At 67.0% G+C, this 25,242-nt stretch carries 22 protein-coding genes and 1 pseudogene; 7 read left to right on the forward strand and 16 right to left on the reverse strand.

The window, feature by feature from the left end:
• Positions 1-114: 114 nt before the first annotated feature.
• The 3 genes from IFT60_RS04830 (at position 115) to IFT60_RS04840 (ending at position 2,805) form a co-directional block, all read left to right on the forward strand.
• The gene (locus IFT60_RS04830) at positions 115-1,044 is read left to right on the forward strand and encodes a LysR family transcriptional regulator (RefSeq protein WP_192050071.1); all 930 of its coding nucleotides are present in this window, start codon (positions 115-117) and stop codon (positions 1,042-1,044) included.
• Between the two features lie 118 nt (positions 1,045-1,162).
• On the forward strand, positions 1,163-2,131 hold the full coding sequence (locus tag IFT60_RS04835; RefSeq protein WP_192050073.1) for a tripartite tricarboxylate transporter substrate-binding protein: 969 nt from the start codon (positions 1,163-1,165) through the stop codon (positions 2,129-2,131).
• A 101-nt stretch (positions 2,132-2,232) separates the two neighbouring features.
• Positions 2,233-2,805, forward strand: coding sequence for a gamma carbonic anhydrase family protein (locus IFT60_RS04840; protein ID WP_192050075.1), 573 nt, complete (start codon positions 2,233-2,235; stop codon positions 2,803-2,805).
• Between the two features lie 1,264 nt (positions 2,806-4,069).
• On the opposite strand, the gene IFT60_RS04845 is transcribed toward IFT60_RS04840, so the two are convergent.
• From IFT60_RS04845 to IFT60_RS04855, 3 genes are read right to left on the reverse strand one after another with little or no spacing between them, the layout of a single operon-like run.
• Positions 4,070-5,041: a Bug family tripartite tricarboxylate transporter substrate binding protein gene (locus tag IFT60_RS04845; protein WP_192050077.1), complete on the reverse strand. Its 972-nt coding sequence runs from the start codon at positions 5,039-5,041 to the stop codon at positions 4,070-4,072.
• Between the two features lie 29 nt (positions 5,042-5,070).
• Entirely contained in the window at positions 5,071-5,391 is a 321-nt protein-coding gene (locus IFT60_RS04850) for an AtuA-related protein (protein ID WP_192050079.1), read from the reverse strand.
• Positions 5,378-6,730 (reverse strand): acyclic terpene utilization AtuA family protein, encoded by a 1,353-nt coding sequence (locus IFT60_RS04855; RefSeq protein WP_192050081.1) that lies wholly within the window; start codon positions 6,728-6,730, stop codon positions 5,378-5,380. Before IFT60_RS04855 ends, IFT60_RS04850 begins: the two co-directional genes overlap by 14 nt.
• 96 nt (positions 6,731-6,826) lie before the next feature.
• Between IFT60_RS04855 and IFT60_RS04860 the strand changes: the two genes are divergently transcribed.
• Positions 6,827-7,729: a LysR family transcriptional regulator gene (locus IFT60_RS04860; protein ID WP_192050083.1), complete on the forward strand. Its 903-nt coding sequence runs from the start codon at positions 6,827-6,829 to the stop codon at positions 7,727-7,729.
• A gap of 28 nt (positions 7,730-7,757) precedes the next feature.
• Positions 7,758-9,380, forward strand: coding sequence for an MFS transporter (locus IFT60_RS04865; RefSeq protein ID WP_192050085.1), 1,623 nt, complete (start codon positions 7,758-7,760; stop codon positions 9,378-9,380).
• 7 nt (positions 9,381-9,387) lie between these two features.
• Here the strand turns inward: IFT60_RS04865 and IFT60_RS04870 are convergent, their stop codons facing one another.
• Genes IFT60_RS04870 through IFT60_RS04900 form a run of 7 tightly spaced genes read right to left on the reverse strand, consistent with a single transcriptional unit; the run spans position 9,388 to position 16,847 of the window.
• Positions 9,388-9,780, reverse strand: coding sequence for a RidA family protein (locus IFT60_RS04870; RefSeq protein WP_192050087.1), 393 nt, complete (start codon positions 9,778-9,780; stop codon positions 9,388-9,390).
• A gap of 16 nt (positions 9,781-9,796) precedes the next feature.
• On the reverse strand, positions 9,797-10,255 hold the full coding sequence (locus IFT60_RS04875; RefSeq protein ID WP_374000490.1) for an acyl-CoA thioesterase: 459 nt from the start codon (positions 10,253-10,255) through the stop codon (positions 9,797-9,799).
• Entirely contained in the window at positions 10,248-11,432 is a 1,185-nt protein-coding gene (locus IFT60_RS04880; RefSeq protein WP_192050089.1) for an acyl-CoA dehydrogenase family protein, read from the reverse strand. The genes IFT60_RS04875 and IFT60_RS04880 overlap by 8 nt, the downstream gene beginning before the upstream one ends.
• A gap of 4 nt (positions 11,433-11,436) precedes the next feature.
• Positions 11,437-12,291: an enoyl-CoA hydratase family protein gene (locus IFT60_RS04885; RefSeq protein ID WP_192050091.1), complete on the reverse strand. Its 855-nt coding sequence runs from the start codon at positions 12,289-12,291 to the stop codon at positions 11,437-11,439.
• A gap of 8 nt (positions 12,292-12,299) precedes the next feature.
• Positions 12,300-12,821 carry a MarR family winged helix-turn-helix transcriptional regulator gene (locus IFT60_RS04890; protein ID WP_192050094.1) on the reverse strand — a complete coding sequence of 174 codons (522 nt, stop codon included), beginning with the start codon at positions 12,819-12,821 and terminating at the stop codon, positions 12,300-12,302.
• Between the two features lies 1 nt (position 12,822).
• Entirely contained in the window at positions 12,823-15,216 is a 2,394-nt protein-coding gene (locus tag IFT60_RS04895) for a bifunctional salicylyl-CoA 5-hydroxylase/oxidoreductase (RefSeq protein ID WP_192050096.1), read from the reverse strand.
• Positions 15,213-16,847 (reverse strand): AMP-binding protein, encoded by a 1,635-nt coding sequence (locus IFT60_RS04900; protein WP_192050098.1) that lies wholly within the window; start codon positions 16,845-16,847, stop codon positions 15,213-15,215. The genes IFT60_RS04895 and IFT60_RS04900 overlap by 4 nt, the downstream gene beginning before the upstream one ends.
• Before the next feature lie 174 nt (positions 16,848-17,021).
• Between IFT60_RS04900 and IFT60_RS04905 the strand changes: the two genes are divergently transcribed.
• Entirely contained in the window at positions 17,022-17,873 is an 852-nt protein-coding gene (locus IFT60_RS04905) for an oxygenase MpaB family protein (RefSeq protein WP_192050100.1), read from the forward strand.
• A 175-nt stretch (positions 17,874-18,048) separates the two neighbouring features.
• Positions 18,049-19,302: a lipopolysaccharide biosynthesis protein gene (locus IFT60_RS04910; protein ID WP_229510696.1), complete on the forward strand. Its 1,254-nt coding sequence runs from the start codon at positions 18,049-18,051 to the stop codon at positions 19,300-19,302.
• 46 nt (positions 19,303-19,348) lie between these two features.
• Here the strand turns inward: IFT60_RS04910 and IFT60_RS26430 are convergent.
• From IFT60_RS26430 to nhaA, 6 genes and pseudogenes are all read right to left on the reverse strand, one after another.
• Positions 19,349-19,492: pseudogene (locus IFT60_RS26430) on the reverse strand (chloride channel protein); the annotation flags it as partial.
• Positions 19,482-20,921, reverse strand: coding sequence for a DUF389 domain-containing protein (locus tag IFT60_RS04915; RefSeq protein WP_192050102.1), 1,440 nt, complete (start codon positions 20,919-20,921; stop codon positions 19,482-19,484). The pseudogene IFT60_RS26430 and the gene IFT60_RS04915, both read right to left, overlap by 11 nt.
• A gap of 344 nt (positions 20,922-21,265) precedes the next feature.
• Positions 21,266-21,967 (reverse strand): potassium channel family protein, encoded by a 702-nt coding sequence (locus tag IFT60_RS04920; RefSeq protein ID WP_192050104.1) that lies wholly within the window; start codon positions 21,965-21,967, stop codon positions 21,266-21,268.
• On the reverse strand, positions 21,957-23,285 hold the full coding sequence (locus IFT60_RS04925; protein WP_192050106.1) for a TrkH family potassium uptake protein: 1,329 nt from the start codon (positions 23,283-23,285) through the stop codon (positions 21,957-21,959). The genes IFT60_RS04920 and IFT60_RS04925 overlap by 11 nt, the downstream gene beginning before the upstream one ends.
• 67 nt (positions 23,286-23,352) lie before the next feature.
• Complete coding sequence (locus IFT60_RS26765; RefSeq protein WP_267874565.1) at positions 23,353-23,475, reverse strand: hypothetical protein; 123 nt, start codon at positions 23,473-23,475, stop codon at positions 23,353-23,355.
• Positions 23,476-23,622: 147 nt separating this feature from the next.
• The gene (gene nhaA, locus IFT60_RS04930; RefSeq protein ID WP_192050108.1) at positions 23,623-24,837 is read right to left on the reverse strand and encodes a Na+/H+ antiporter NhaA; all 1,215 of its coding nucleotides are present in this window, start codon (positions 24,835-24,837) and stop codon (positions 23,623-23,625) included.
• Positions 24,838-25,242 lie beyond the last annotated feature (405 nt).

Here is a 25,242-nt window from a genome sequence, read left to right on the forward strand (position 1 = left end):
AGAAAATCATGATGCCAGCATCACGGTTCATCATGGCAGTGCCATCAAGAAACATGATTGCGACACATGTGGAAATACATTATTTTGATAGCTCATCCATAACGGGCAATTCTCATGGACATCAAGCAGATCCGTACCCTGATCGCCATCGCCGAAACCGGCAGCGCCACCAGGGCCGGCGAATTGCTGCACCTGGTGCAGCCGGCCGTGTCGCGCCATATCCGCATGCTCGAGGACGAATGCGGCGTGCCCCTGTTCGAACGCGAGCGCCACGGCATGGTGCTGACCGACGCAGGCCGCACCCTGGTCGAATACGGGCGGCGCGCCCTGCGCGAGCTGGACAAGGCGCGCGCCGAGATCGGGCCGGCGGCGCACGCCATTTCCGGGCGCGTGGTGATCGGCTTGCTGGCCAGCGTCAGCCGGCTGCTGGCGGCGGAACTGATTGCACGCCTGCGCATAAAACATCCGAACGTGATCCTGGGCGTGAACGTCGGCTACTCGGGCAACGTGATGCAGTGGCTGGAAGGCGGCGAAGTCGAACTGGCGCTGGTGTACGACACCCGCTCCTCGACCGGGCTGCAAGTCGAGGCCCTGCTCGACGAACAGCTGTACGTGATCGCGCCGCCGGGCGAACTGGCCGCCGACCAGCCCTTTCCGCTCAAGCAGCTCGAAAACCAGCCGATGGTCTTCCCCAATCACGTGCACGGCTTGCGCGGCCTGATCGAGCACGCGCTGGCAGTCGCCGGCATCGGCGTCAACGTGGTGGCCGAGACGAATGCCCTCGACCTGCAGCGCTCTCTGGTGGCGAAGGGCTTCGGCTACACCATCCTGCCCAGTTCGGCGGTGCTGGACGAACTCCAGCAGGGCAGCCTGTCGGGCGCCCCCGTCGGCTCGCCCGACCTGTCGCGCCGCGTCGTGCTGGCGCGCGCGGCCGCACGCAAGCCATCGCCGGCCGGCGTGGCCGTGGCCGCCGAACTGGTGGCGCTGATGAAGGAAATGGTACAGGCGGGCGCCTGGCCGGGGGCGACCTGGATCGGCCGCTGACCTATGCCGTTCCCTGATGCTGGCATCAGAAAAAGCTATTTCACTTTGCTTCCCATAAGCTTCTACGATGGTTTAAACACAAGCGGGTCCACCGCTTCAACCAGACGAGGAGACAAGGATGCTGAAGAAACTGATCGTTGCTAGCGCTGCGCTGCTGGCCGCCAATGCCGTGCTGGCCGCCGACTACCCGGACCAGACCATCACCATGGTCATCCCCTTCTCCGCCGGCGGCCCGACCGACACCATCGCCCGCATCCTGGCCCAGACCATGAGCAAGTCGCTGAAACAGACCGTCATCGTCGAGAACGCCCTCGGCGCCGGCGGAACGCTCGCCGCCGGCCGGGTCATGCGCGCCCGGCCGGACGGCTATACCGTCCTGCTGCACCATAACGGCATGGCGACCAGCCCGGCCATGTACCGCAAGCTCGCCTTCAATCCGCTGGGCGATTTCGAATACATCGGCCAGGCCGCCGACGTGCCGATGGTGCTGGTCGCGCGCAAGGACCTGCCGCCCAACAACCTGAAGGAACTGATCGCCTACGTCAAGGCCAACAAGGGCAAGCTCAGCATGGGCAACGCCGGCCTGGGCGCCGTATCGCACCAGTGCGGCATGTTGTTCCTGAGCGCGATCGGCACGCCGATCACGACCGTCCCCTACAAGGGCACCGCGCCCGCCATGAACGACCTGCTCGGCGGCCAGATCGACCTGCTGTGCGACCAGACCACGTCGACCACTTCGCACATCCGCGCCGGTAAAGTGAAGGTGTACGGCGCCACCACCAAGGCACGGGTGGCTTCGCTGCCGAACGTGCCGACGCTGGCCGAACAGGGCATGCCCGGCTTCGAGATGTACGTCTGGCACGGCCTGTACGCGCCGAAAGGCACGCCGCAACCAATCATCGCCAAGCTCGGCGGCGCGCTGCGCGAGGCCATGGCCGATCCCAACGTCAAGGCCAAGTTCGCCGACCTCGGCGCCGAGACGGTGGCGGCCGACAAGGCCACGCCCGCCGGGCTGCAGACGCACCTGAAGGCGGAGATGGACAAGTGGGGGCCGATCTACAAGAAGGCCGGGGCGTTCGCCGACTGAGCGTGCCGCCACCCGGGTAAGCGTAGAATGAACCCGGAGGCTGGGCTGCGCTTGCCCGGCCCGGCTGCGATATCCTTTGCAACTTCACCCGGGAGCATGCAATGCCTGTCACCAGCTACCTCGATTTCGATCCCGCCATCGGCGCGCGGGTCTTCCTGCACGACTCGGCACAAATCATCGGCGACGTGCGCATCGGCGACGACAGTTCGGTCTGGTGCAATGCCGTGCTGCGCGGCGACGTCAACCACATCCACATCGGCCGCTGCACCAACATCCAGGATTTTTCGATGGGCCACGTCTCGCACAGGAACGAGAACAACCCGCAGGGTACGCCGCTGCTGATCGGCGACTACGTCACGGTCGGCCACGCGGTGATCCTGCATGGCTGCACCATCGGCGATGAGTGTTTGATCGGCATGGGCGCGATCCTGATGGACGACGTCGTCGTTGGCGCCAGGGTCATGGTCGGCGCCGGCAGCCTGGTCCCGCCGGGCAAGGTGCTCGATAGCGGCTACCTGTACGTGGGCCGGCCGGCGCGCAAGGTGCGCCCGCTCAGCGCCGAGGAGCTCGCCCACAACCGCTACCTGGCCGAGCATTACGTGCGGCTGAAGGACAACTACCTGGTGCAGGAGGCGGCGCCGGCCGTCACCGGGACGGCGCCGCACGAGGATTGACGTCAGGCCTACGATCATCGCAACGCAGGCAATGTGGCCTGGCTTACTGCCAACACCAAGCCCGGTCGCGCAATCCGCGTTGCGCGATACGTAGGGCGGACTCCGTCCACGGCCCTTCTCATGCGTATCGAGACGCGCCACCTGGCCCGGGAGCGCGCACGTACAGGTTTTTTCCGGCGTTGAGGTGTGCGACGAGACGGCCGTGGACGGAGTCCACCCTACGATGATCGAACCGCGGACGGTGTGGCCTGGCTTTCCGCTGATACCAAGCCCGGTCGCGCAATCCGCGTTGCGCGATACGTAGGGTGGACTCCGTCCACGGCCCTTCTCATGCGTATCGAGACGCGCCACCTGGCCCGGGAGCGCGCACGTACAGGTTTTTTCCGGCGTTGAGGTGTGCGACGAGACGGCCGTGGACTGAGTCCACCCGACGATGTTCGAACCGCGGGCGGTGTGGCCTGGCTTTCCGCTGATACCAAGCCCGGTCGCGCAATCCGCATTGCGCGATACGTAGGGTGGACTCCGTCCACGGCCCTTCTCATGCATATCGAGACGCGCCACCTGGCCCGGGAGCGCGCACGTACAGGTTTTTTCCGGCGTTGAGGTGTGCGACGAAACGGCCGTGGACGGAGTCCACCCTACGATGATCGAACCGCGGACGGTGTGGCCTGGCTTTCCGCTGATACCAAGCCCGGTCGCGCAATCCGCGTTGCGCGATACGTAGGGTGGACTCCGTCCACGGCCCTTCTCATGCGTATCGAGACGCGCCGCGTAGCTGGGAGCGCGCACGTACGGGCTTCTCCCGGCGTTGAGGTGTGCGACGAAACGGCCGTGGACGGAGCCCACCCGACGATGTTCGAACCGCGGGCGGTGTGGCCTGGCTTTCCGCTGATACCAAGCCGGGTCGCGCGATCCGCGTTGCGCGGTACGTAGGGTGGACTCCGTCCACGGCCCTTCTCATGCGTATCGAGACGCGCCACCTGGCCCGGGAGCGCGCACGTACAGGTTTTTTCCGGCGTTGAGGTGTGCGACGAGACGGCCGTGGACGGAGTCCACCCGACGATGTTCGAAACGCGGGCGGTGTGGCCTGGCTTTCCGCTGATACCAAGCCCGGTCGCGCAATCCGCGTTGCGCGGTACGTAGGGTGGACTCCGTCCACGGCCTTTTCCATGCATATCGAGATGCTTGAGTAATACCGCGTGGACTCGAGAGTCCAGCCTACGATGATCGAAACGCGGGCTGTGTGGCCTGGCTTGGCGCTGCCCTATTCTTTTTCGATGCCCGCCTTGCGGATGATCTCGCCCCAGCGCTTCGCTTCGGCCGCCTGGAACGCCGCCAGCTCCTGCGGCGAAGTCAGGAAAACCGTGGTGCCGCTCATCGCGTAGAAGCCGCTGTTCGCGGTCGGGCTGTTGGCGGCGCGGCGCAGCAGGTCGTTGAGGCGGGCGACGATCGGCGCCGGCGTTTTTGCGGGCGCATAGGCCGCGAACCAGTAACCGATGTCGTAACCCTTCACGCCCGCCTCGGCAATGGTCGGCACCGTCGGCGCCAGCGGCGAGCGGGTGCTGCCCGAATAGCCGAGGGCGCGCAGCTTGCCGCTCTTGATGTGCGGCAGGCCGGTGGCGGTATCGGTGATCATCATCCCGATCTGGCCGCCCATCAGGTCGGTGATCGCATAGGTATTGCTTTTATAGGGCACGTGCAGCAGCTGCACGCCCGCCATCTGCTGGAACAGTTCGCCCGCGACCCGGCTCGACGAACTGCCGCTGCCGAAGGTGAGCTTGCCCGGCTCCTTCTTTGCGCGCGCGATGAAGTCGCCCACGTTCGTGACCGGCGAGTTCGCGTTGACGACCATGATCTGCCCGCCCTTGCCCAGCGCCGTGATCGGCGCGAAGCTCTTGACCGGATCGTAAGGAACCCGCTTGTACAGGTGCTCGGCCGCGGCGTGGGTGGTGTTCGTCGCGATCAGCACCGTGTAGCCATCCGGCGCCGCGCGCGCCGCTTCGTTGGCGCCTATGAAGCCATTGCCGCCGGGGCGGTTGTCGACGATCACCTGCTGCTTCGTCTCCAGCGTGATTGCCTGGCCCAGTGCGCGCGCCAGCTGGTCGGTCGCAGTGCCGGCGGCGAAGGGGACCACGAAGCGGATCGGTCTTTCGGGGAAGCCGGCGGCGGATGCGCCAGCCGACAAGGCGAGGCAGATGGCCGGGATGGCGAAGAAGGGAAATTTCGTGAGGCTCATTGGGGGTGTCTCCTTGTCTGTTATTCGATTCAGGGCTGCGAGGCTTGGTCGGGGATCTCGATGCTGAGAATGGCCGAACCCAGGGTCTTGCCGTGCGCGTCCAGCGCCAGCGAACGGGTGACGCCACCGCTCAGCGCGCCGTGCAGCACGAAGTTCAGGGCGCCGAGCGCCGGCAATGCGTAGCGTCGCACCTCGCCCGTGGCAATCTCCGCGAAATGCGCTTTCACCAGTTCAGCAGTCACATGCCGCTCCAGCAGCGCGTAATCCTGCGGGTCGTAAGCGATCACGGAAATGTTCGAGATATTCCCCTTGTCGCCGGCGCGCGCATGCGCAATCTCACGTAACAGCATGTTCAAGCTCCCCGAAGTGGACAGTAGGATAGACGGCGTCGCGCGGCAGCAGCACCGATACCACGGCGACGACGTCGCGCGCCGATTTGAAGGCGCCGCCGCCGCCGGCCGGGCCGCAGGTATACAAGCTTTCGACTTCGTTGCCGATGCGGGTCGCTTCGCGCAGGCTGCCGGTGCGGCCCGCCACGCGGATGCGCACCTCGTACGGTTCCGGGTGCGCCGCCGCCAGCTGGTCGCGGTGCATGGCGTTCACGCCGACGATATCGTAGCGCAGCTCGTCCGCCTGCACGCCGGTGAGCTGCAGGCGTTCCTCGACGATGGACAGTGCGAGGCGCGCCCGCGCCAGCGCCCCGGGACCGGCATACGACATCTGGCCCTCGCCGACAAAACTGTCGACGTAGCCGATCGAGACCTTCAGCGTCTCCGGCCGCGGATGGCCGGTGGCGCCTTCGACCAGCACCCGGTCCGGGCCGATCTCGGTGATGCGCACGCCGGAAAAATCGGCGGCCACGTCCGGCGTCAGGTAGGCGCCCGGATCGTGGATTTCGTACAGCAGCTGCTCCTTGCAGGTGGCCGCCGTGACCTGGCCGCCGCTGCCTGCCACCTTGGTGATGACGACCGTGCCATCTTCAAGCACCTCCCCGATCGGGAAACCCAGCCGCGCCAGGCCGGCCACGTCCTTGTAGCCCGGATCGGCGAAATAGCCGCCCGTGATCTGCCCCGCGCATTCGAGCAGGTGCCCGACCAGCGTGCCCTGCCCCAGCCGGTGCCAGTCATCCATCGCCCAGCCGAATTCGTGGACCAGCGGCGCCAGCACCAGCGCCGGATCGGCGGCGCGGCCGGTGATGACGACATCGGCCCCCGCCGCCAGCGCATCGACCAGCGGCTGCGCGCCGAGATAGGCATTCGCCGACAGCAGGCGTTCGCCGAAGCGGCTGACTGGCTGGCCGCTGTCGTCGAGGTAGTCGCCGGCGCGCACCGTGTCCAGCACATCGTCGCCCAGCACCGCCGCCACCTTCAGCCCATCCAGTCCCAGCGACCGTGCTATCTCGCGTACCTTGGCCGCCGCCGCCAATGGATTGGCCGCGCCCATGTTGGTCAGGATGCGGATGCCCTGCGCATGGCATAGCGGCAGTACGGCGTGCATGCGCTCGGCCAGCAGCGGATCGTAGCCGGCGGCGGGGGCCGCCATGCGGGCGCGCTGGGCCAGCGCGATCGTGCGTTCGGCCAGGCACTCGAAAATGAGATAGTCGAGCGCGCCCTTTTCCGCCAGTTCCACCGCCGGCTCGAGGCGGTCCCCGGAGTAGCCGGCGCCGGCGCCGATCCTGATTGTTTTCATGTGTGCTCCTCCCATGGCTTCAGTGTCACGCGCTTGACCCATTAAGTACAATGGTCATTTCAGATGGATTAATCCGTTTATCGAATCAATCACACGATGGCGACCAACATCTCGACCAAACTGCTGTACGCCTTCGTGGCACTCAAGGAAACGCGCCATTTCACGCGGGCGGCCGAACGCTGCCACACCTCGCAGCCGGCATTCAGCGCGATGATCCGCAAGCTGGAAGAAGCAGCAGGCACGCGTCTGTTCGAGCGCGACACGCGCAACGTCACACTGACGCCCGAAGGCAAACTATTTTCCGAAGTGGCTCGTTCGCTGATCGCCGACACCGAAGCCGCCTTCGACGACATGGCCGATTACGTCGCCCGCCGCCGCGGCCGCGTCTCGATCGCCGCCCTGCCCTCGCTGGCGGCACGCGCGCTGCCGGCGATCATCGCCGAGTACCGGCGCCTGTATCCGGGCGTCGCCGTGTCGCTGCACGATGCGTTATCTGATCAATGCCTGGCGCTGCTGCGCCAACGCAAAGCCGACCTGGTGCTGACGGCGCCGGGCGCAAATTTCAATGAGTTCGACTCGCGCGTGCTGGGCAGCGATCCGTTCTACCTGGTGTGCCGGCGCGACCACCCGCTGGCGAAAAAGCGCCGCATCCGACCTGGCGACCTGGCCGGCCACGAGATCGTCCATCTCGCCAAGTCGTCGAGCGTGCGCCAGTACGCCGACATCCTGCTGCGCGACGTCGCGGCCGTGCATTCGGGCTTCGAAGTCGAGCACCTGGCGACGGTGGCGGGCCTGGTCGAGCAAGGCCTGGGCGTAAGCCTGGTGCCGCAACTGACCCTGTTCCAGTTCCGCCTGCTCGACCTGGCCGCGATCCCGCTGGCGTCGCAGGAGCAGACGCGGCCGATCCTGGTCGTCACGCGCAAGGACGAGACGCTGTCGATTGCGGCGCAGGGGATGCTGGAACTGATCGAGAAGCATGTCAAGCCGGTGGAGGAGTAGAATCGGGCATCATCATCCGACAACGCACATGTCCTCGCCAGACCCATCGCCGCCAGCCGCCGCAACCGAATCGAACGTGCCCGCGTCATTGGCGCCCCTGCTGCATCCGGCGTTTCGCATGCTCTGGGGCGTCTGGCTGACCGCCAACCTGTGCATGTGGATGAACGACGTCGCCGCCGCCTGGATGATGACCTCGCTGACGCGCGAACCGGTCTGGGTGGCGCTGGTGCAGACCGCCTCGACGCTGCCGGTCTTCCTGCTCGGCCTGCCGAGCGGCGCGCTGGCCGACATTGTCGACCGCCGTCGCTACTTCATCCTTACCCAGTTCTGGGTCGCTGCCGTGGCGGTCGCAATGTCGATCGTCGTGCTGTTCGATGCCATGAGTCCGGGCCTGCTGCTTGCCTTGACGTTCGCGAACGGGATCGGCCTGGCCATGCGCTGGCCGGTGTTCGCCGCGATCGTGCCGGAGCTGGTGCCGCGCGCCCACCTGCCCGCGGCGCTGGGCCTGAACGGCATCGCCATGAACGCTTCGCGCATCGCCGGCCCGCTGATCGCCGGGGCGACCATCGCCAGCATCGGCACCGTGTACGTCTTCCTGCTCAATGCCGTGCTGTCGGTCGCCGCCGGCTGTGTGATCATGCGCTGGCGCCGCGAACACGTGCCCGATCCGCTGGGGCGCGAACGGCTGCGCAGCGCCATGCGCATCGGGATCGGCTTCGTGCGCCAGTCGCCACGGGTCAAGGCCGTGCTGGCGCGCATCGCCGTGTTCTTCTTCCATTCGACCGCCCAGCTGGCGCTGCTGCCGCTGGTCGCGCGCGACCTGTCCCGGGGCAGCGACGGCGGCGCCGCCGCGTTTACGGCGCTGCTGGCCTGCATGGGCGGCGGCGCGATCGTCGCGGTGCTGCTGCTGCCGCGCGTACGCAATGCGGTCACGCGCGATACCCTGGTCTGGTATGGCGCGCTGCTGCAGGCGATCACGACCTTGACCATCGCGCTGGGCAGCAACCTGTATCTGGCCATGGCGGCCATGGCCCTGTCCGGGATGGCATGGATCACGACCGCCAATTCGCTGAGCGTATCGATCCAGATGGCGCTGCCCGACTGGGTGCGCGCGCGCGCCATGGCCATCTACCAGATGGCCTTGATGGGCGCCAGCGCGCTCGGCGCCGCGGCCTGGGGCCACCTGGCCAGCCAGGACAGCGTGCGCAACAGCCTGATCGTCGCCGCCGCCAGTGGGGCAGTGACGATGTTCGTCGTCCTGCGCCTGGTGCAGGACCGCGGCCAGGTAGAGGACCTGACGCCGGCGACGCCATCGACCAAGCCGGTGGCGGCCATCGCGCCGACGCAGGGACGCATCGTGGTCTCGGTGATCTACCGGATCGACCCCGCGCGCAGCGAAGAATTCATCGCCCTGATGCAGGAAAGCCGCCGCAGCCGCCTGGCCCTCGGCGCACTCGGCTGGGAACTGCTGCAGGACGTGAACGACCCGGGACAGTTCACCGAACAGATCACCGACGAGAACTGGACCGCGCATTTGCGGCGCTTTTACAGGATCACGGAAGCGGATGTCGCGCTACGCGAGCGCAAGTTTGCATTTCATATCGGCGAGGGCGAGCCGGAGGTAAAGCGGCATCTGGTGGTAGCGAACTGAAATATACCTATTCGGGCACGACCGCCGTCACCTCGATCTCCACTCGCGCCCGATCCTCCACCAGCCCCGCCACCTGCACCGCGCTCATGGTCGGGAAATGGCGCCCGATCAGGTCGCGGTAAGCCACGCCGATTTCGGGGTAGGCGGCGACGTACTCCTTTTTGTCGAGCACATACCAGGTCATGCGCACGATGTGCTCGGGTTTCGCGCCGCCCTCGGCCAGCACGGCGACGATGTTTTCCAGCGCCTGGCGTACCTGGCCGGCGAAGTCGTCGGTGTGGAAGACGCCCTGGGCGTCCCAGCCGACCATGCCGCTCACGAACACCATCCGGCCCGAGGCGGCGATGCCGTTGGCGTAGCCGCGCGGTTTGGCCCAGCCTTCCGGTTGCAGGAATTCCATATGTGCCCTTGTATCTTCAGGGTTGTCGCGGCGGCCGGAACCGCTCGATGCTGACCCGCATCGCGTCGGGAATCCGCTTGGCGCGCCCGGCTTGCAAGTCGGTGAGCACCAGCACCAGGATGGCGCCGACGCGCTCGCTGCCGTCGGGTCCGCTCAGCCGGATTGCCAGCATGATCTTCGCGCCGCCGACATCCCGTACCGACAGCTCGGCGCGCAGTTCTTCCCCGAGCCTGCTGGGCGCGATAAAGTCGGTGGTGAGGCTCACGGTGGGCAAGCCGAGTCCACGCACCTGGATCAGTTCATGAAAGCTGAGGCCGAGCCCCTGCGCGCACCAGTCCTCGACCAGGTTGTTGAACATCTCGAAGTAGCGCGGATAGAAGACGATGCCGGCCGGATCGCAGTCTCCGAAGCGCACCTGCACGGTGCGCGCGAAGCCGTTCTCGAAGCTGCGGACATAGACAGGCGCTTTACCCACGGGGCACCGCCTCGGCCGCAGCTTCGGCCAACAGTTCACGCGCGATGATCAGCTGCTGCACCTCGGTCGCCCCTTCATAAATGCGCAGCGAACGGATCTCGCGGTACAGGCGCTCGACCGGCTGTTCGCTGACCACGCCCAGGCCGCCGAACATCTGCACGGCGGCGTCGATCACCCCCTGCGCGGTTTCGGTGGCGGTCAGCTTGGCCATCGCCGCCTCCTTCGTCACGCGCCGCCCCTGGTCGCGCTGCCAGGCGGCGCGGTAGGTCAGCAGCGCGGCGGCGTCGATGCTAGTCGCCATCTGGGCCAGCTTGGCCTGGGTCAGCTGGAAGTCGGCCAGGGTCTTGCCGAACATCTTGCGGCTCGTCGCCCGTGCCAGCGCTTCGTCCAGGGCGCGCCGGGCAAATCCAAGTGCGGCGGCGGCCACCGAGGTGCGGAAGATGTCGAGGGTCGCCATCGCCACCTTGAAGCCCTGCCCCGCTTCTCCCAGGCGTTTCGATAGCGGCACCCGGCAATCGGTGAAACGCAGGCGCGCCAGCGGGTGCGGGGCGATGACGTCGATGCGTTCGGCGATCTCGAAGCCGGGCAAGTCGGCATCGACGATGAAGGCGGAGATGCCGCGCGCGCCGGGCGCTTCGCCGCTGCGCGCGAAGACCACGACCATGTCGGCGATGCCGCCGTTCGAGATCCAGGTCTTCTCGCCGTTCAACACATAATGGTCGCCGTCGAGGGTCGCCGCGCAAGCCATTGCCGCCACGTCGGAACCGGCGTCCGGCTCGGACAGGGCAAAGGCGGCAATCGCCTCGCCGCGGCCGACCCGGGTCAGGTAGTCGCGCTTGTTCGCTTCGCTGCCGAACAGGGTAATCGCGCCGCTGCCCAGCCCCTGCATGGCAAAGGCGAAATCGGCCAGGCCCGAATGGCGCGCCAGCGTTTCGCGGATCAGGCAGACGGCGCGCGTGTCGATGGCCTCGCCGGCGCCGCCATATTCGCGGCCACCGATCGCGTGCCGTAGCCACCCCGCCGCGCCCAGCTGTTTGACGAGGGCGCGGCAAGCGGCGTCGACGTCATGGTCGTGTGCTTGCGCGATGTTCTCCGTAGCCCAAGCGTCCAACGCCAGCGCCAGTTCGCGGTGACGGCCGTCGAGGAACGGCCAATCGAGGTAATCGGTATCGGCCATGCCTTCAGTCTCCTTTGAATTGCGGTTTTTCCTTGGCCACGAAGGCGTGGTAGGCGCGATGAAAATCGTTGGTGGCCATGCAGATGGCCTGGGCCTGGGCTTCGGCCTCGATGGCATCGTCGACGCCCATGTTCCACTCCTGCTGCAGCATCTTCTTGGTCATGCCGTGGGCGAAGGTGGGGCCGGCGGCCAGCGCGGCGGCAAAACCTTGCGCGTCCGCCAGCAAGCTTTCGGGCGCGCACAGGCGGTTGAAGAAGCCCCAGCGCTCGGCCTCTTCGCCACCGAGGCTGCGCCCGGTGTAGAGGAGTTCGGCGGCGCGGCCCTGGCCGATTACGCGCGGCAGCAGCGCGCAGGCGCCCATGTCGCAGCCGGCCAGGCCGACCCGCGTGAACAGGAAGGCGGTCTTGCTGCGCGCGGTGCCGTAGCGGATGTCGGAAGCCAGCGCGAGGATGGCGCCGGCGCCGGCGCAAACGCCGTCGATCGCGGCCACCACCGGTTGCGGGCAGGCGCGCATGGCTTTCACCAGGTCGCCGGTCATGCGGGTAAAGGCGAGCAGGCCCGGCATGTCCAGTTTGGTGAGCGGGCCGATGATGTCGTGCACGTCGCCGCCGGAACAGAAATTCTCGCCGGCGCCGGTCACGACGATCGCCTTGACGTCCTCGGCATAGGCCAGCGCACGGAACAGGTCGCGCAGCTCGGCATAGGAATCGAAGGTGAGCGGGTTCTTGCGTTCGGGGCGGTTCAGCGTGAGCGTGGCCACGCCTGCCTCGACGCTGAACAGGAAGTGCTGCGGCTGGTGGTCATGCAAGGCGGTTCGGTTGCCCGGCAGCTGATGCGGTTCGCCTGTGAGGTGGCGCATGTGGTCTCCTAGTCTTGTACTTGTTCGGGGGCGTTCAGGCCCCGCTTCATGGTGGACAGCAGTTCCATCAGCGCGGTGCGTTCGGTTGTACTCAAAGCGCTCATCAACTCCTCTACCCAGCCTTCGTGTGCGGTGGCCATGCGTTTGAAGGCGCGCCGTCCGGCAGGCGTCAGTTTCACGCTGAAGGCGCGGCCGTCGCCCGGCACCGCGTCGCGCGCCACCAGGCCTTCCTGCTCGAGCAAATTGACGATGCCGGTGACGTTGCCGCCCGTGACCATCAGCCGTTTCGAGAGGTCGCCCATGCGCAAGCCTTGCGGATGGCGGTCGAGCTGCGCCATCAGGTCGAAGCGCGGCAGCGTGATGCCGAATTCGCGGCGCAGGCGGCTGCGGATCTCGGTTTCGATCATGGTGGTACACGACAGCATGCGCAGCCACAGCTTGAGCGAGGCATGGTTGTCGTCGGTGACGCGGCTTTCGACGTCCAGCGCGGCGTCTTCAACGACGGCAAGGGTGGTTTGTTTGCGCGCCATGTCAGCCTTCCAGCAGCTTGGCCGCGACCTGCTGCGGCGTGAGTCCCGTGCTGGCCGCCGCCAGCGCGCGCTCGCGTTCGAGATTGCGTTCGAGCTGCAGCTTGCCGGCGTAGTACTGCCTGGGCCACTGCACCGGGGTGTAGCCGAGTTTGGCCGCTTCGTGCAGGGTCCAGGCCGGGTCGGCCAGGTGCGGGCGCGCGATCGCGCACAGGTCCGCGCGGCCGGAAGCGATGATGCTGTTGGCGTGGTCGGCTTCGAAGATCGCGCCCACCGCGATGGTCGGGATGCCGACCTCGTTGCGGATGCGGTCGGCGAACGGGGTCTGGTACATGCGCCCGTACACTGGCTGCTCCTTCTTGCTCACCTGGCCCGAGGAGACGTCGATCATGTCGGCGCCGGCTTCCTTGAACAGGCGCGCCACCTGTACGGCATCGTCGGGCGTCAGGCCGCCCGGCGTCCAGTCGTGGGCCGACAGGCGTACGCTCATCGGCCGGTCATCGGGCCAGGTGGCGCGTATCGCGCGGAAAACCTCGAGCGGATAGCGGCAGCGGTTTTCCAGATTGCCGCCGTATTCGTCGGTACGTTGATTGGTCAGCGGCGAAATGAAACTCGACAGGAAGTAGCCGTGCGCGCAATGCAGTTCTAGCCAGTCGAAGCCGGCCTTGACCGCCTCGCCGGTGGCGCGCACGAAATCCAGCTTGATGCGCTCCAGGTCGCCGCGGGTCGCTGCGCGCGCCAGCTGCGACACGCCTTCCAGGTATTGCTGGGGCGAGGCCGATACCAGCGGCCAGTTGCCATCAATGAGCGGCTGGTCGATGCCGTCCCAGGCGCGCCTGGTCGAACCCTTGGCGCCGGCGTGGCCGAGCTGCAGGGCGATCCTGGCGTCGCTGTCGGCATGGACGAAATCGACGATGCGCTTCCACGCCGCCGTGTGTTCAGGCGTGTACATGCCGGGACAGCCGGGCGTGATGCGGGCGTCGGCCGAGACGCAAGTCATCTCGGCGAACACCAGCGCGGCGCCGCCCAGGGCGCGGCTGCCCAGGTGCACCAGGTGGTAGTCGCCGGCGACGCCATCGACCGCCGAATACTGCGCCATCGGCGAGACCACGATGCGGTTCTTCAGCAGCGTGCCGCGCAATCGGTAGGGCGTGAACATCGGCGGCACGCTCTCCACATGCTGCGGCAGCGGCACCCCGGCCTGCTCGAAGGCGCGGCGCGCGATCCAGCCCTCGAAGCGCCCGATGTAACCGGCGTCGCGCAGGCGCAGGTTTTCGTGCGAGAGGCGCTGGCTGCGCGTCAGCATCGCATAGGCGAACTGCTCGGCTTCCATCGCGGTGTAGCGCTTGACGTTCTCGAACCATTCCATCGAGTTGCGGGCGGCGCTCTGGATCTTCAGCACTTCGACGGCGCGCAGTTCCTGATAACTTTCCAAAACCTTTTCGATGCCCGCGGCGCCATCGCGTTCAAAACAGCGCGCCAGTTCGATCGCGTCTTCCAGCGCCAGCTTGGTGCCGGAACCGATCGAGAAGTGCGCGGTGTGGGCCGCGTCGCCCATCAGCACGACCGGGACGCGGCGCCCGTCGATGGCGTTCCAGTGCACCCATTCGCGGCAGACGATGCGCGGGAACTTGATCCACATGCTTGATCCGCGCAAATGCGATGCATTGCTCATCAGGGCGTGGCCGTCCAGGTACCTGGCGAACAGCCGCTCGCAAAAGGCGATGCTCTCTTCCTGGCGCATGTCTTCCAGGCCGGACTTGCGCCAGACGTCTTCCGGCGTCTCGACGATGAAGGTCGAGGTATCGCCGTCGTACTGGTAGCAGTGCGCCTGGAACCAGCCGTGTTCGGTCTCCTCGAAGGCGAAGGTGAATGCCTCGAACTTCTTTTTTGTGCCGAGCCAGACGAAACGGCAGTTGCGGGTGTCGATGTCGGGTTGGTAGGTGGCGGCGTAGCGGGTGCGCACGCGGCTGTTGAGGCCATCGCAGGCGATGACCAGGTCGGCGCCGTACTGGCGTGCCAGCGCCTGGTCGTCCGCCACGTCGGTTTCGAACACCAGCCGCACGCCCAGTTCCTCGCATCGCGCCTGCAGGATGTTCAGCAAGCGCTTGCGGCCGATGCCGCAGAAGCCGTGTCCGCCCGAGGTGACGGTGCGGCCCTTGAAGTGGACGTCGATGTCGTCCCAGTGGTTGAACGATTGCAGGACGGTGCGCGCGGTCGCTTCGTCGGCCGCCACCAGGTTGCCCAGGGTCTGGTCGGAAAACACCACGCCCCAGCCGAAGGTGTCGTAGGGGCGGTTGCGTTCGATGACGGTGATCTGGTGCGCCGGGTCCTGCTTCTTCATCAGCAGCCCGAAGTACAGGCCGGCAGGGCCGCCGCCGATGCAGACGATGTTCATGAGGACTCCATCATTTGCTTTGCTTCCTGCCTTAGCTTGAAGCGCTGCAGCTTGCCGGTTTCGGTGCGCGGCAGGGAGGCGCGAAATGCGATGCGGCGCGGGTATTTATAGGGCGCGACGGTGCGCTTGACGTGGTCTTGCAGCGTCTTGGCCATGTCCGGGCCGGCTTCCTCTCCGACGCGCAGCACCACATAGGCCAGCACCACTTGCCCGCGCTCGGCATCGGGCGCGCCGACCACGCCGCATTCGGCCACCGCCGGATGCTGCATCAGCACGTCCTCGACTTCCGGCCCGGCGATGTTGTAGCCGGCGGAGATGATCATGTCGTCGGTCCGCGCCTGGTACCAGTAATAGCCGTCGGCGTCGACCTGGTAGGCGTCGCCGGTGAGGTTCCAGCCCTTGCAGACGTAATCGAGCTGGCGCGGGTCGGCCAGGTAGCGGCAGCCGGTGGGGCCTTTCACCGCCAGCCGGCCGGTGACGCCGGGGCCGAGCGGATTGCCGTCGTCGTCGAGGATGCAGGCGCGGTAGCCGGGAATCGGGCGGCCGGTGGCGCCGGGACGGATGGCGTCGCCTGCGGCCGAGATAAAGATGTGCAGCATTTCGGTCGCGCCGATGCCGTCGATCATGGCCAGGCCGCTGGCGCGTTGCCAGGCCTGGCGCGTTTCCAGCGGCAGCGCCTCGCCGGCCGAGACGGTGCGGGTCAGGCTCGACAGGTCGTACCGACCGGCCAGCGGCGTCATTTGCCGATAAAAGGTCGGCGCCGTGAAGCAGACGGTGGCGCGGTATTCGGCGATCGCCGCCAGCAGCGATTCGGGCGTGAGTTTTTCCAGCAGCACGGCGCAGGCCCCATAGCGCAGCGGGAACAGCAGCATGCCGCCCAGGCCGAAGGTGAACGCCAGCGGCGGCGTGCCGATGAAGACGTCGTTTGGGGTCGCGCCCAGGATCGAGCGCGGGAAGCAGTCGCAGATCGCCAGCACGTCGCGGTGGAAGTGCATCGTGCCTTTCGGGCGGCCGGTGGTGCCGGAGGTGAAGCTGAGCAGGCAGACGTCCTGCGCCCAGGTGTCGACCGCTTCGAAGCGCGGCGGCATCTGCGTCATCAAGGCTTCCAGCGAACCGGGTGCGCTGTCGTTGAAGAAGACCACGCGTGGCGCCGCATCGAGCCCTTCGCAGGCGAGGTCGAGTTCCGCGCGCAGGTCGGCCGCGCACAGCACCGCGTCCACCCGCGCCAGCGCGATGATGGTGCCGATCTCGCGGGCGCGCAACAGCGGCATGGTCGGCACCGCCACCAGGCCCGCCTTCCATACCGCCAGCACGCAAGCCGCCATCATCGGGTTGTTGGCGCCGCGCAGCAGCACGCGGTTGCCGGTGACCAGCCCCATCCCGCCCTGCAGCACGGCGGCGATGCGGTCGACGGTAACCAGCAGTTCGGCGTAGGTCCAGGTTGAATTGGCGCCGCGCACCGCGATGGACGCCCCGTGCCCGCGCGCCACCATCGCATCGAGCAGTTCGCCCGCGCAGTTGATGCGCTCGGGGTAGGCCAGTTCTTCGCCTTCGAACAGCAGCTCGGGCCATTGTTCGCGCGGCGGCAGGTTATCGTTCGCAAAGGTGTCCAGGTACGCGGTTCCGTTCATGGGATCTCCGGGCAGTACAGGAAGGATGGCGCTGGTATGCTGGATGGGCGACAAGTTGGGCAGTGCGTCGGCCGGCCTGCGATATACTTTAAGCCTAAACTATCTGCGGGGGCAAGCGCTTACTGAAGCCATTACCGGCGGCACCCTGACACCATTCCTTGAGGACCGAGAGCGATGCTGAAGACGCTACGCGAGATGATGCAGCCACCGCCGGGCCTGGCCTTCGACTTCAGCCAGCCCGCCGGCGAGCCGGCGCTGGCGCCGCGGGATGGCGTTACCTGGCGCATCTTCGCCAATCCGGTCCCGCTGTTCATCGGCGGGGTGGCGGCGGTGCTGCTGCAGCTGGCCGAACCGTCGGTACGATCGGGCGTGTGGCAGTCGGGTGGCTTCCAGCGCGATCCGCTGATGCGCCTGCGGCACACCGGGTTCGCGGCCATGATGACCGTGTACGGTCCGCGCTCGGCGGCCGAGGCGTTAATCGCGCGCGTGGTGCGCATGCACGGCCAGGTGCGGGGCAACACGCCCGATGGACAGGCCTTCCACGCCAACGACCCGCGCCTGCTCGACTGGGTGCAGGCCAGCGCCGTGTTCGGCTTTGCCGAAGCCTGGCATCGCTACGCGCAGGCTTTGTCGGCGGCCGACAGGGATGCGGCTTTCGCGGAAAGCCAGGCGTCCGCCCTGCTTTATGGCGCGACCGGCGTGCCGCAGGCCTGGGCAGGGTGGGAAGCCTTGCTCGCTGCGACCGCGCCAACACTGGAAGGTTCCGCCATCCTCGCCGATTTCCTGCGCACCATGGCCGAGGCGCCTTTCGTGCCCGCGCCGCTGCGCCCGCTGCAGCGCCTGCTGGTGCGCGCCGCCGTGGACATCGTGCCCGAACCGGTGCGTTCGTTGCCGCAGTTGCGCGGACGCGGCTTGCGCCCCGGCGAGGCGCTGCTGGTGCGGGCGCTGGCGCGCGCGGCGGCGCTGCTGCCGCTGGGCGATACGCCGGCCAAACAGGCGGCGCGGCGGCTGGCTGAAAGGCAATAAACCGCGCGCGGGCCGACGGCAAGGCACACGCCGTCTTTACATCAATTTACATGGTGTGTTCGATACAGCAAAAACGGCGGTCGCCGGGAGCTGGCTACCATCTGCACACTGGCCGGCAACATGGCCCGATCGACGCCGGTGCCTGCGGGCCGGCGCACGCAGGCAGACGGCTCCCATGAACATGTCACGCTCCGAATTCCGCAAGAACGTCGCCACCGTCATGGCCGGGGCGACCGGCGCCCAGGCCCTGCCTTTGCTGGCGGCGCCGCTGCTCACGCGCATGTGCACACCGGCCGACATCGGCACCTTCAGCGTCTGGCTCGGCATCGTCGCAGTCGCCTCGATCGTCGCCACCCTGCGTTTCGAAGCCGCCATGGTGCTCGATCACGGCAAGCGGCAGCAGCGCCTGTGCTTCGGCGTCGTCGGCTATTGCGCCAGCCTGCTGGCGGTGGCGCTCACGGCCAGCCTGGTGCTGGCCCGTCTTGCCGGCGTGCCCGCGCTGGCCGCCATGCCCTGGTTCGGCCTGCTGACGGTCGGACTGGCGACCTGGCTCACCGCCACCACCCAGACCACGCTGGCGTTCGCGGCCTCGCACAAGCTGTTCGACAAGGCGGCCAAGGCCAAGGTCCTGGCCGCCGCGACGATCGCCGTGACTCAGCTGGCCTTGCTGTACGCCGGGCTCGAAGGCGCCGCGCTGCTGGCGGGCCAGTTGATCGGGCTCGGCGCCGGGCTGTGCGCCGCGCGGCTGCTGGTCTCGCCGCCGGCGGCGCGCCTGCGGCTGACGCTCACCGAAGCGCAGCGCGGCTACCTCGTCAAGCATCGTGCGTTCTGGCGCTATTCCCTGCCTTCGAGCCTGCTCAACACCCTGGTCGGCCAACTGCCCCTGTTCATGATCGGCTTTCACCACGGCGCACTGGCGGCGGGCCTGTTCGCACTCACCCAGCGCGTGCTGAACGCGCCCATCGCGCTGATCGCCGCCTCGGTGCTGGACGTATTCAAGCGCCAGGCGGTGCACGAATTCCAGGCCGCCGGCCACTGCCGCGTCATCTACCGCGCGACGTTCAAGACCTTGCTATTGCTGGGCATCGGCCCGGCGCTGGTGCTGGGGCTGTTTTCGCCACAACTGTTCAGCTGGGTATTCGGCCCCGCATGGCGTCCCGCCGGCGAACTCGCGCGCATCCTCGCGCCGCTGTGCTTCCTGAATTTCGTCGCCAGCCCGCTCAGTTATGTCTTCTTCGTCGCCGGCCAGCAGAAGGTCGAATTGCTGTGGCAGGTGGCGCTGTTCGCGATGACGGCCGCGGTATTCATGATGCCGTTGTCACTGCACGGCAACCTGCTAGGGTATGCGATCGGGCGCTCGCTGCTGCACGTGGTGTACCTGTACATGTCCCATCGATGCGCGGGGCCGGAACGATCCGTGCCGACATGATGCGGTCCTGGCGCAGGCGGTTCGCTGCAGTGGATTGATGCGCGACGTCGTTGCCGAGCGCGGCGCCGATCGCCAGCGGCGGCGCGAACATCCCGGCCGGCACCCCGGACCAGGCGCCGAGCCAGGTGGCCACGAACTTGAACAGCGCGTACGACTCGGCATTGTCGTCACTGTGTTTCCTATCCTTGATTTGGCGTCACCGGTGCATCGGCTTCCTTGCCATCCGTGTGACGGAACAGCTTGCCTCGCTTCGCTGCAAGCACCAGCCTGGCATCGGCTTGTCCGGTCCTGACCTTCAGCCATGCGTCGATGCGCTTGACCTCGTCGGCGCGCGGCAGGCGGCGGCAATCGGCACTCAGGAAGGGCACCGGCACCGCCTGGCCTTCCCCGGGCGGCACCGCCCTGCCCACCAGCACGTTGCCGCACTGCGGGTACTGCGCCTCGAATTCGCGCGTGACGGCCGCCGCCTGCTCGACCCAGCCATGCTGGCTGGTGAGCTGCTCGCGCAAGGCCGCGATGGTGGCGTCGCGCTCCTGCAGCGCCTGCTGGTTGTTGCGCACGATGTCGGCGAGGATATCGGCTTTCAGGCTGCCGATGTCGATCTTCTCGTCCTTTCTGTCTTCGGCCTGCGCCTGGTGCACCGCCAGGTGCGCCTTGTGCAGCCCGGCGGCGGGCAGGCGGCCCTCGATGGCGGCGATCGCCGCCGCCGGCAAGCGCTGGCCGATCAGCGTCACCTCGATCTCCTTCGATGCCGGCGTGACGCGCATGTCGAGCACGTGCACCCGCGCCGCCTTGAATTCCTTGCGCACGAAGTCGCGCGCCCGGCTCTTGAACACCTCGTTGTCGACCAGGCGCGCGGCCAGGTAGATGCTGGGCAAGCCGGTGACGAGGACGATGAACCAGACGGCGCCCTTCACGCGCAGCCCGCGGCGCGGGTCGACGAACTTGCGGTGCGGCAGGCGCAGGAACTCGATGACCACCACCGCGGCAAAGGCGATGAACACGCAGTTGATCGAGAACAGGTAGAAGGCGCCGCCGAACACCGACCAGTTCCCGTTGGCCAGTCCGTAGCCGGCCGTGCACAGCGGCGGCATCAGGGCGGTCGCAATCGCCACGCCCGGGATGACGTTCGACTTTTCGCGCCGGGTCTGGCCAATGATCCCGGCCAGGCCGCCTGCCAGCGCGATCAGCACGTCCCACAGCGAGGGCGTGGTGCGCGCCAGCAGTTCGGACTGGGCCTCGTCCAGCGGAGTCAGCATGAAGTACAGGGTCGAGGTCAGCAGGCTGATCGCGGCGGCGATGGCCAGGTTCTTCAGCGAGCGCCGTACCAGCGCAAAATCGAAGATGCCGACGCCGTAGCCGAGCCCGACGATCGGCCCCATGAGCGGCGACACCAGCATGGCGCCGATGATCACCGCGGTCGAATTGGTGTTCAAACCGACCGAGGCGATCACGATCGCGAACATCAGGATCCAGGGCGTGGCGCCGCGCAGCTCGACGCCGGCGCGCAGGCTGCGGTCGATCTCGGTGTCGTCGGCCTTGTCGTCGAGCAGGCTGAAACGGTGGGCGATCGCGGCCCGCAGCGAGGGGGGCGGTGGTGGTGTGTCGGGTGCGTTCATGGTTGCGGCTCGGAATTCCCTACAGAAAGGGAGAAGCCGAGATTTTCGCCGCGAATCTGCATTCGCACAAATGTTTCTTGCGGTGTGCGAACGCAAAAATAATACGATACGCCGGCTGAACCCCTCGTGCGCCGGGGATGTCGCCGCCAGCCCGCCCAGATCCGGCGACACTCTGCACCGAGTCCTCGTACGCCCTTACGCTTTTCCTCAGGACGCCGAAGTCGTTGCAGAGCTTGACGCCGTTGAACTGGCCGGGCGTTCCCGCGATATCGTGGCGTGGGGTTGGCGATGTAGCGCTTGCGGCGCGGTCGGCGGCGTCAGCGATACCAGCCGTATTCCGGGGACTAGCGGGCCTGCTTGTCGCCGCCGGCGAACTGCTCGATCTTTTTCGTCGGCCCGGAAACGATGAGCAGGTCGGCCGGCAGGATGCGCGTCTCCGGCAGCGCATGCTGGAAGTCTTCGTTGGCGCGCTTGACGCCGACCACGGTGACGCCGAAACGCGAGCGCACGTGCGCGTCCGCCAGTGTCTTGTGATGGGTGTCGGGCGGCGCGCAAATCTTCGCGATGGCGAAGCCGTCCTCGAATTCGATGAAGTCCATCATGCGCCCGGTGATCAGGTGCGCCACGCGCTCGCCCATGTCCATCTCCGGGTACACCACATGATGGGCGCCGATGCGTTGCGCGATCTGGCCGTGTTCCGGGGTCTTCGCCTTGACCCAGATATCCTTGATGCCGAGCTCGGTGAGCACCATCAGGGTCATCAGGCCTGCCGCCAGGTCGGAACCGATGGCGACGATGGCGTGCGAAAAATCGGCCACGCCCAGCTGCAGCATGACGCTTTCGTTCGTCGAGTCGGCCTGCACCGCATGGGTCAGGCGGTCGCCCCAAAACTGCACCAGGTCTTCGCGCTGGTCGATCCCCATGACGTCGTGCCCGAGCCGGATCAGCGACTGCGCCACCGAACCGCCAAAGCGACCCAGTCCGATGACGACGACGCTGTCGACCGATGAAAATGCGAACTGCTCCGTAAAAATCCTACCCAACAATTGGATGCTCCTCGGGAAAACGATATGGCATGCGGCGCTCGCCCAGCACCAGCGAGGCGGCGAACGTGATGGTGCCGACGCGGCCGATGAACATCAGCGCCGCCAGCAGCACCTGGCCCGACGGCGGCAGCACCGGCGTGATGCCGGTCGACAGGCCGGCGCTGCCGAAGGCGGCGATGACTTCGAAGATGACCTGGTCGGTCGGCAAGTGGGTGATGCGGAGCAGCAGCACCGTCCCGATTGCAACGATAACGCTGCCCAGCACGAGCACCGTCACGGCCTGGCGCTGGGCCGGCGCACCGACGCGGCGGCCGAAGGCTTCCGTATCGGTGTGGCCTTTCGCCTCGGCCAGCACCAGCAGCGCAAGCACCACCACGGTGCCCACCTTGACCCCGCCGGCGGTGCCGGCACTGCCGCCGCCGATGAACATCAGCAGGTAATGCACGGCCCAGGTTTCCGGTTCGAGCGCACCGATGTCGACCGTATTGAAGCCCGCCGTGCGCGCCGAGACCGACATGAAGAAACTGTTGAGGAGCTTGCCGGACATGGACATCGTCCCGATTGTCCCGGCATTGTTCCACTCCAGCAGCAGCACGGCCAGGAATCCGCCCGCCAGCAGCACGATCGATCCCGTCAAGGTCAGTTTGGTGTGCAGCGACCAGTGGCGCGGATCGCGGAAGCGATGGCGCAGGTCGTGCAGGACGGGAAAGCCGATGCCGCCGATGACGATGACGATGATCAGCGGCAGCAGGATCAGCGCATCGCCGGCGTAGCGCACCAGGCCGTCCGGATGGATCGAGAAGCCGGCGTTGTTGAATGCCGAAACAGCGTGGAACAGGCCGCTCCAGCCGGCCTCGCGCCAGCCCATCGCGTAGCCGAAGTGCAGGCGCAGGACCAGGGCCGCGGTGAGCAGGAGCTGGGCCAGGACCGTCACCTGCAGCACGACTTTCGCCACGCTCGAGATATCGCCAAGGCCGAGCGAGCGGGTTTCCGCCTGCGTCATCATGCGGGTGCGCAGGCGCGGCGAGCGGTTGACCATCAGGCCGAGCAAGGTGGCGGCCGTCATCATGCCGAAGCCGCCCAGCTGGAACAGCACCATGATCGTCGACTGGCCGAAGGTCGACCAATAGGTGCCGGTATCGACGATGGCCATTCCCGTCACGCAGACGGCGGACACCGAGGTAAAGAATGCGACCAGCAAGGGCGCCGCCTCGCCCGCGCTGCGCGCCGCGGGCAAGGACAGCAGCAGCGTCCCGGCCAGGATCGCGAACAGGAACGCGAGCACGACCGCCCGCGTCGGATGCACCACCGTCTTCATGCGCGGCGCTCCCCGCGGCGGCGCATCGCGAAGTCCGGGGCTGCCCGCACCGATCGCCGGCGCGGACTCAGCCGCCACTCATCCGGCGGCATTCCTGCGCGCAGCGCCGGCAGGCCGCCGCGCACATGTCGCAGGCATCGGCGCAATCGTTGCACGCCGCCAGGCACGACGCGAATTGCTGGTTTTCCATGAAGAGGCTCCTCATCGGTTGCGGCAGTAAGGTCTTCAAAGGCTAGCACAGCCACTTCATGCGGCAAGCACGATACGCCGGCGCACCGCCGGCCCGCGGCGGCACTGCTTTGCGCCATTGTCCGCACGCCGGGTTTCGCAGCGGCCCCTATCGTGCAGCCTCGGCCGTCTCGAAATCCATGGTGTCCGGATCGGGATCGGAAGCGAGCGGCTTGCCCGCCAGCTTCAGCCACGCGAAGCCGAGCACGCCCGCAGTGAACGACGCGACCAGGATCGCCATCTTCGCCGCATTGATCACGTCGGCCTGGCCGGTGAATGCGAGATTGGTGATGAAGATCGACATCGTGAAGCCGATCCCGCCGAGCAGGCCGGCGCCCAGCACGTGGCGCCAGGCCAGGTCCAGCGGCAGCCGGCACACACCGATGGCGACGGCCGCAAAGCTGAACAGCAGGATGCCGACCGGCTTGCCGGCCACCAGGCCCAGCAAGATACCAAGGCTGTTGGCCGACAGCAGTTCCTGCTCCCAGCCGCTGCCGACCAGGATGCCGGTATTGGCCAGGGCGAAAACCGGCAGGATGAGGAAGGCCACCGGCTTGTGCAGCACGTGCTCGAGGCGGTGTGAAGGCGACGCCTCGTCGTCTTCCGCAACGGAGTAAGGAATCGCGAAGGCCAGCAGTACCCCGGCGATCGTGGCATGCACCCCCGACTGCAGCATCAGGAACCACATCAGGGCGCCGCCCAGCAGGTAGGGCCACAGCGCCATGACGCGCCCGAAGCGCTTGATCGCCAGCAGCGCGCCGAACACGGCCAGCGCGCCGGCCAGGTAGACGACCGACAGCTGCGCGGTATAGAACAGCGCGATGACGACGATGGCGCCGAGGTCGTCCATGACCGCCAGCGCCGTCAGGAAGATCTTGAGCGACGCCGGCACCCTGCTGCCCAGCAGGGACAGCACGCCGAGCGCAAAGGCGATGTCGGTCGCCATCGGAATGCCCATGCCGGCCTGCGTCGGCGTGCCGCCGTTGAGCAGGAAGTGGATCAACGCCGGCACGACGATGCCGCCCATGGCCGCGATGATCGGCAGCAAGGCATTGCGCAGGTCGGACAGTTCGCCGTTGTACAGCTCGCGCTTGAGTTCGAGGCCGATCAGCAGGAAGAACACGGCCATCAGCGCGTCGTTGATCCAGAGTTCGACCGACAGCCCCGCCAGCGGCAGGTGCCAGAAATGCAGGTAGGACGCGCCCCGGGGGGAGTTCGCGATGGCCAGCGAAACGAGCGTGCACACGATGAGCACGATTCCGCCGGCCTTGCCGGATTCCATGAACTGCTTGAAGGTTCGCGATAGCCGCTTTTCAATACGCATTGTGGTCTCCCGCCGATAGAGAGCCGCATCGCCGCATCCCCGTTGGATCATGAATGAAAGGCCCGGTGGTTGCGGGCAAAGACGTGCGCCTCCCGGCCGGCGCAGCGACGGCCACACGGGCACAGCCCTGCACGGGCATGCCTGGCCGACGCTGAATGGACATGGAGGCTGTGCGGCGCCGCCCTGGCGGGCCTGGACAAGGAGGATACGAAGATGGCATGGGGTATGGACGCAATCGAACCGCGTGGCGGCCCGACCATCGCACATCCTGTCATGCCCGCATGGCATGATCACCCTGTGGACATTCTAACAGGACACGACTGAAACGTCAGGTCGAAGCGGACGGCCGCATAGAGGCAGGTTGCTGCCGGGGCGCCGGACCGGGACAAGGTCTTGTGCGGAAAA

The organism is Massilia sp. CFBP 13721 (assembly GCF_014842025.1).
Taxonomy (GTDB): Bacteria; Pseudomonadota; Gammaproteobacteria; order Burkholderiales; family Burkholderiaceae_D; genus Telluria.

Bases quoted from the DNA above. Each gene is read 5' to 3' on its own strand.
- IFT60_RS04830 (WP_192050071.1), top strand. From the start codon at position 115: ATGGACATCAAGCAGATCCGTACCCTGATCGCCATCGCCGAAACCGGC.
- IFT60_RS04835 (WP_192050073.1), top strand. From the start codon at position 1,163: ATGCTGAAGAAACTGATCGTTGCTAGCGCTGCGCTGCTGGCCGCCAAT.
- IFT60_RS04840 (WP_192050075.1), top strand. From the start codon at position 2,233: ATGCCTGTCACCAGCTACCTCGATTTCGATCCCGCCATCGGCGCGCGG.
- IFT60_RS04845 (WP_192050077.1), bottom strand. From the start codon at position 5,041: ATGAGCCTCACGAAATTTCCCTTCTTCGCCATCCCGGCCATCTGCCTC.
- IFT60_RS04850 (WP_192050079.1), bottom strand. From the start codon at position 5,391: ATGCTGTTACGTGAGATTGCGCATGCGCGCGCCGGCGACAAGGGGAAT.
- IFT60_RS04855 (WP_192050081.1), bottom strand. From the start codon at position 6,730: ATGAAAACAATCAGGATCGGCGCCGGCGCCGGCTACTCCGGGGACCGC.
- IFT60_RS04860 (WP_192050083.1), top strand. From the start codon at position 6,827: ATGGCGACCAACATCTCGACCAAACTGCTGTACGCCTTCGTGGCACTC.
- IFT60_RS04865 (WP_192050085.1), top strand. From the start codon at position 7,758: ATGTCCTCGCCAGACCCATCGCCGCCAGCCGCCGCAACCGAATCGAAC.
- IFT60_RS04870 (WP_192050087.1), bottom strand. From the start codon at position 9,780: ATGGAATTCCTGCAACCGGAAGGCTGGGCCAAACCGCGCGGCTACGCC.
- IFT60_RS04880 (WP_192050089.1), bottom strand. From the start codon at position 11,432: ATGGCCGATACCGATTACCTCGATTGGCCGTTCCTCGACGGCCGTCAC.
- IFT60_RS04885 (WP_192050091.1), bottom strand. From the start codon at position 12,291: ATGCGCCACCTCACAGGCGAACCGCATCAGCTGCCGGGCAACCGAACC.
- IFT60_RS04890 (WP_192050094.1), bottom strand. From the start codon at position 12,821: ATGGCGCGCAAACAAACCACCCTTGCCGTCGTTGAAGACGCCGCGCTG.
- IFT60_RS04895 (WP_192050096.1), bottom strand. From the start codon at position 15,216: ATGAACATCGTCTGCATCGGCGGCGGCCCTGCCGGCCTGTACTTCGGG.
- IFT60_RS04900 (WP_192050098.1), bottom strand. From the start codon at position 16,847: ATGAACGGAACCGCGTACCTGGACACCTTTGCGAACGATAACCTGCCG.
- IFT60_RS04905 (WP_192050100.1), top strand. From the start codon at position 17,022: ATGCTGAAGACGCTACGCGAGATGATGCAGCCACCGCCGGGCCTGGCC.
- IFT60_RS04910 (WP_229510696.1), top strand. From the start codon at position 18,049: ATGAACATGTCACGCTCCGAATTCCGCAAGAACGTCGCCACCGTCATG.
- IFT60_RS04915 (WP_192050102.1), bottom strand. From the start codon at position 20,921: ATGAACGCACCCGACACACCACCACCGCCCCCCTCGCTGCGGGCCGCG.
- IFT60_RS04925 (WP_192050106.1), bottom strand. From the start codon at position 23,285: ATGAAGACGGTGGTGCATCCGACGCGGGCGGTCGTGCTCGCGTTCCTG.
- IFT60_RS26765 (WP_267874565.1), bottom strand. From the start codon at position 23,475: ATGGAAAACCAGCAATTCGCGTCGTGCCTGGCGGCGTGCAACGATTGC.
- nhaA (WP_192050108.1), bottom strand. From the start codon at position 24,837: ATGCGTATTGAAAAGCGGCTATCGCGAACCTTCAAGCAGTTCATGGAA.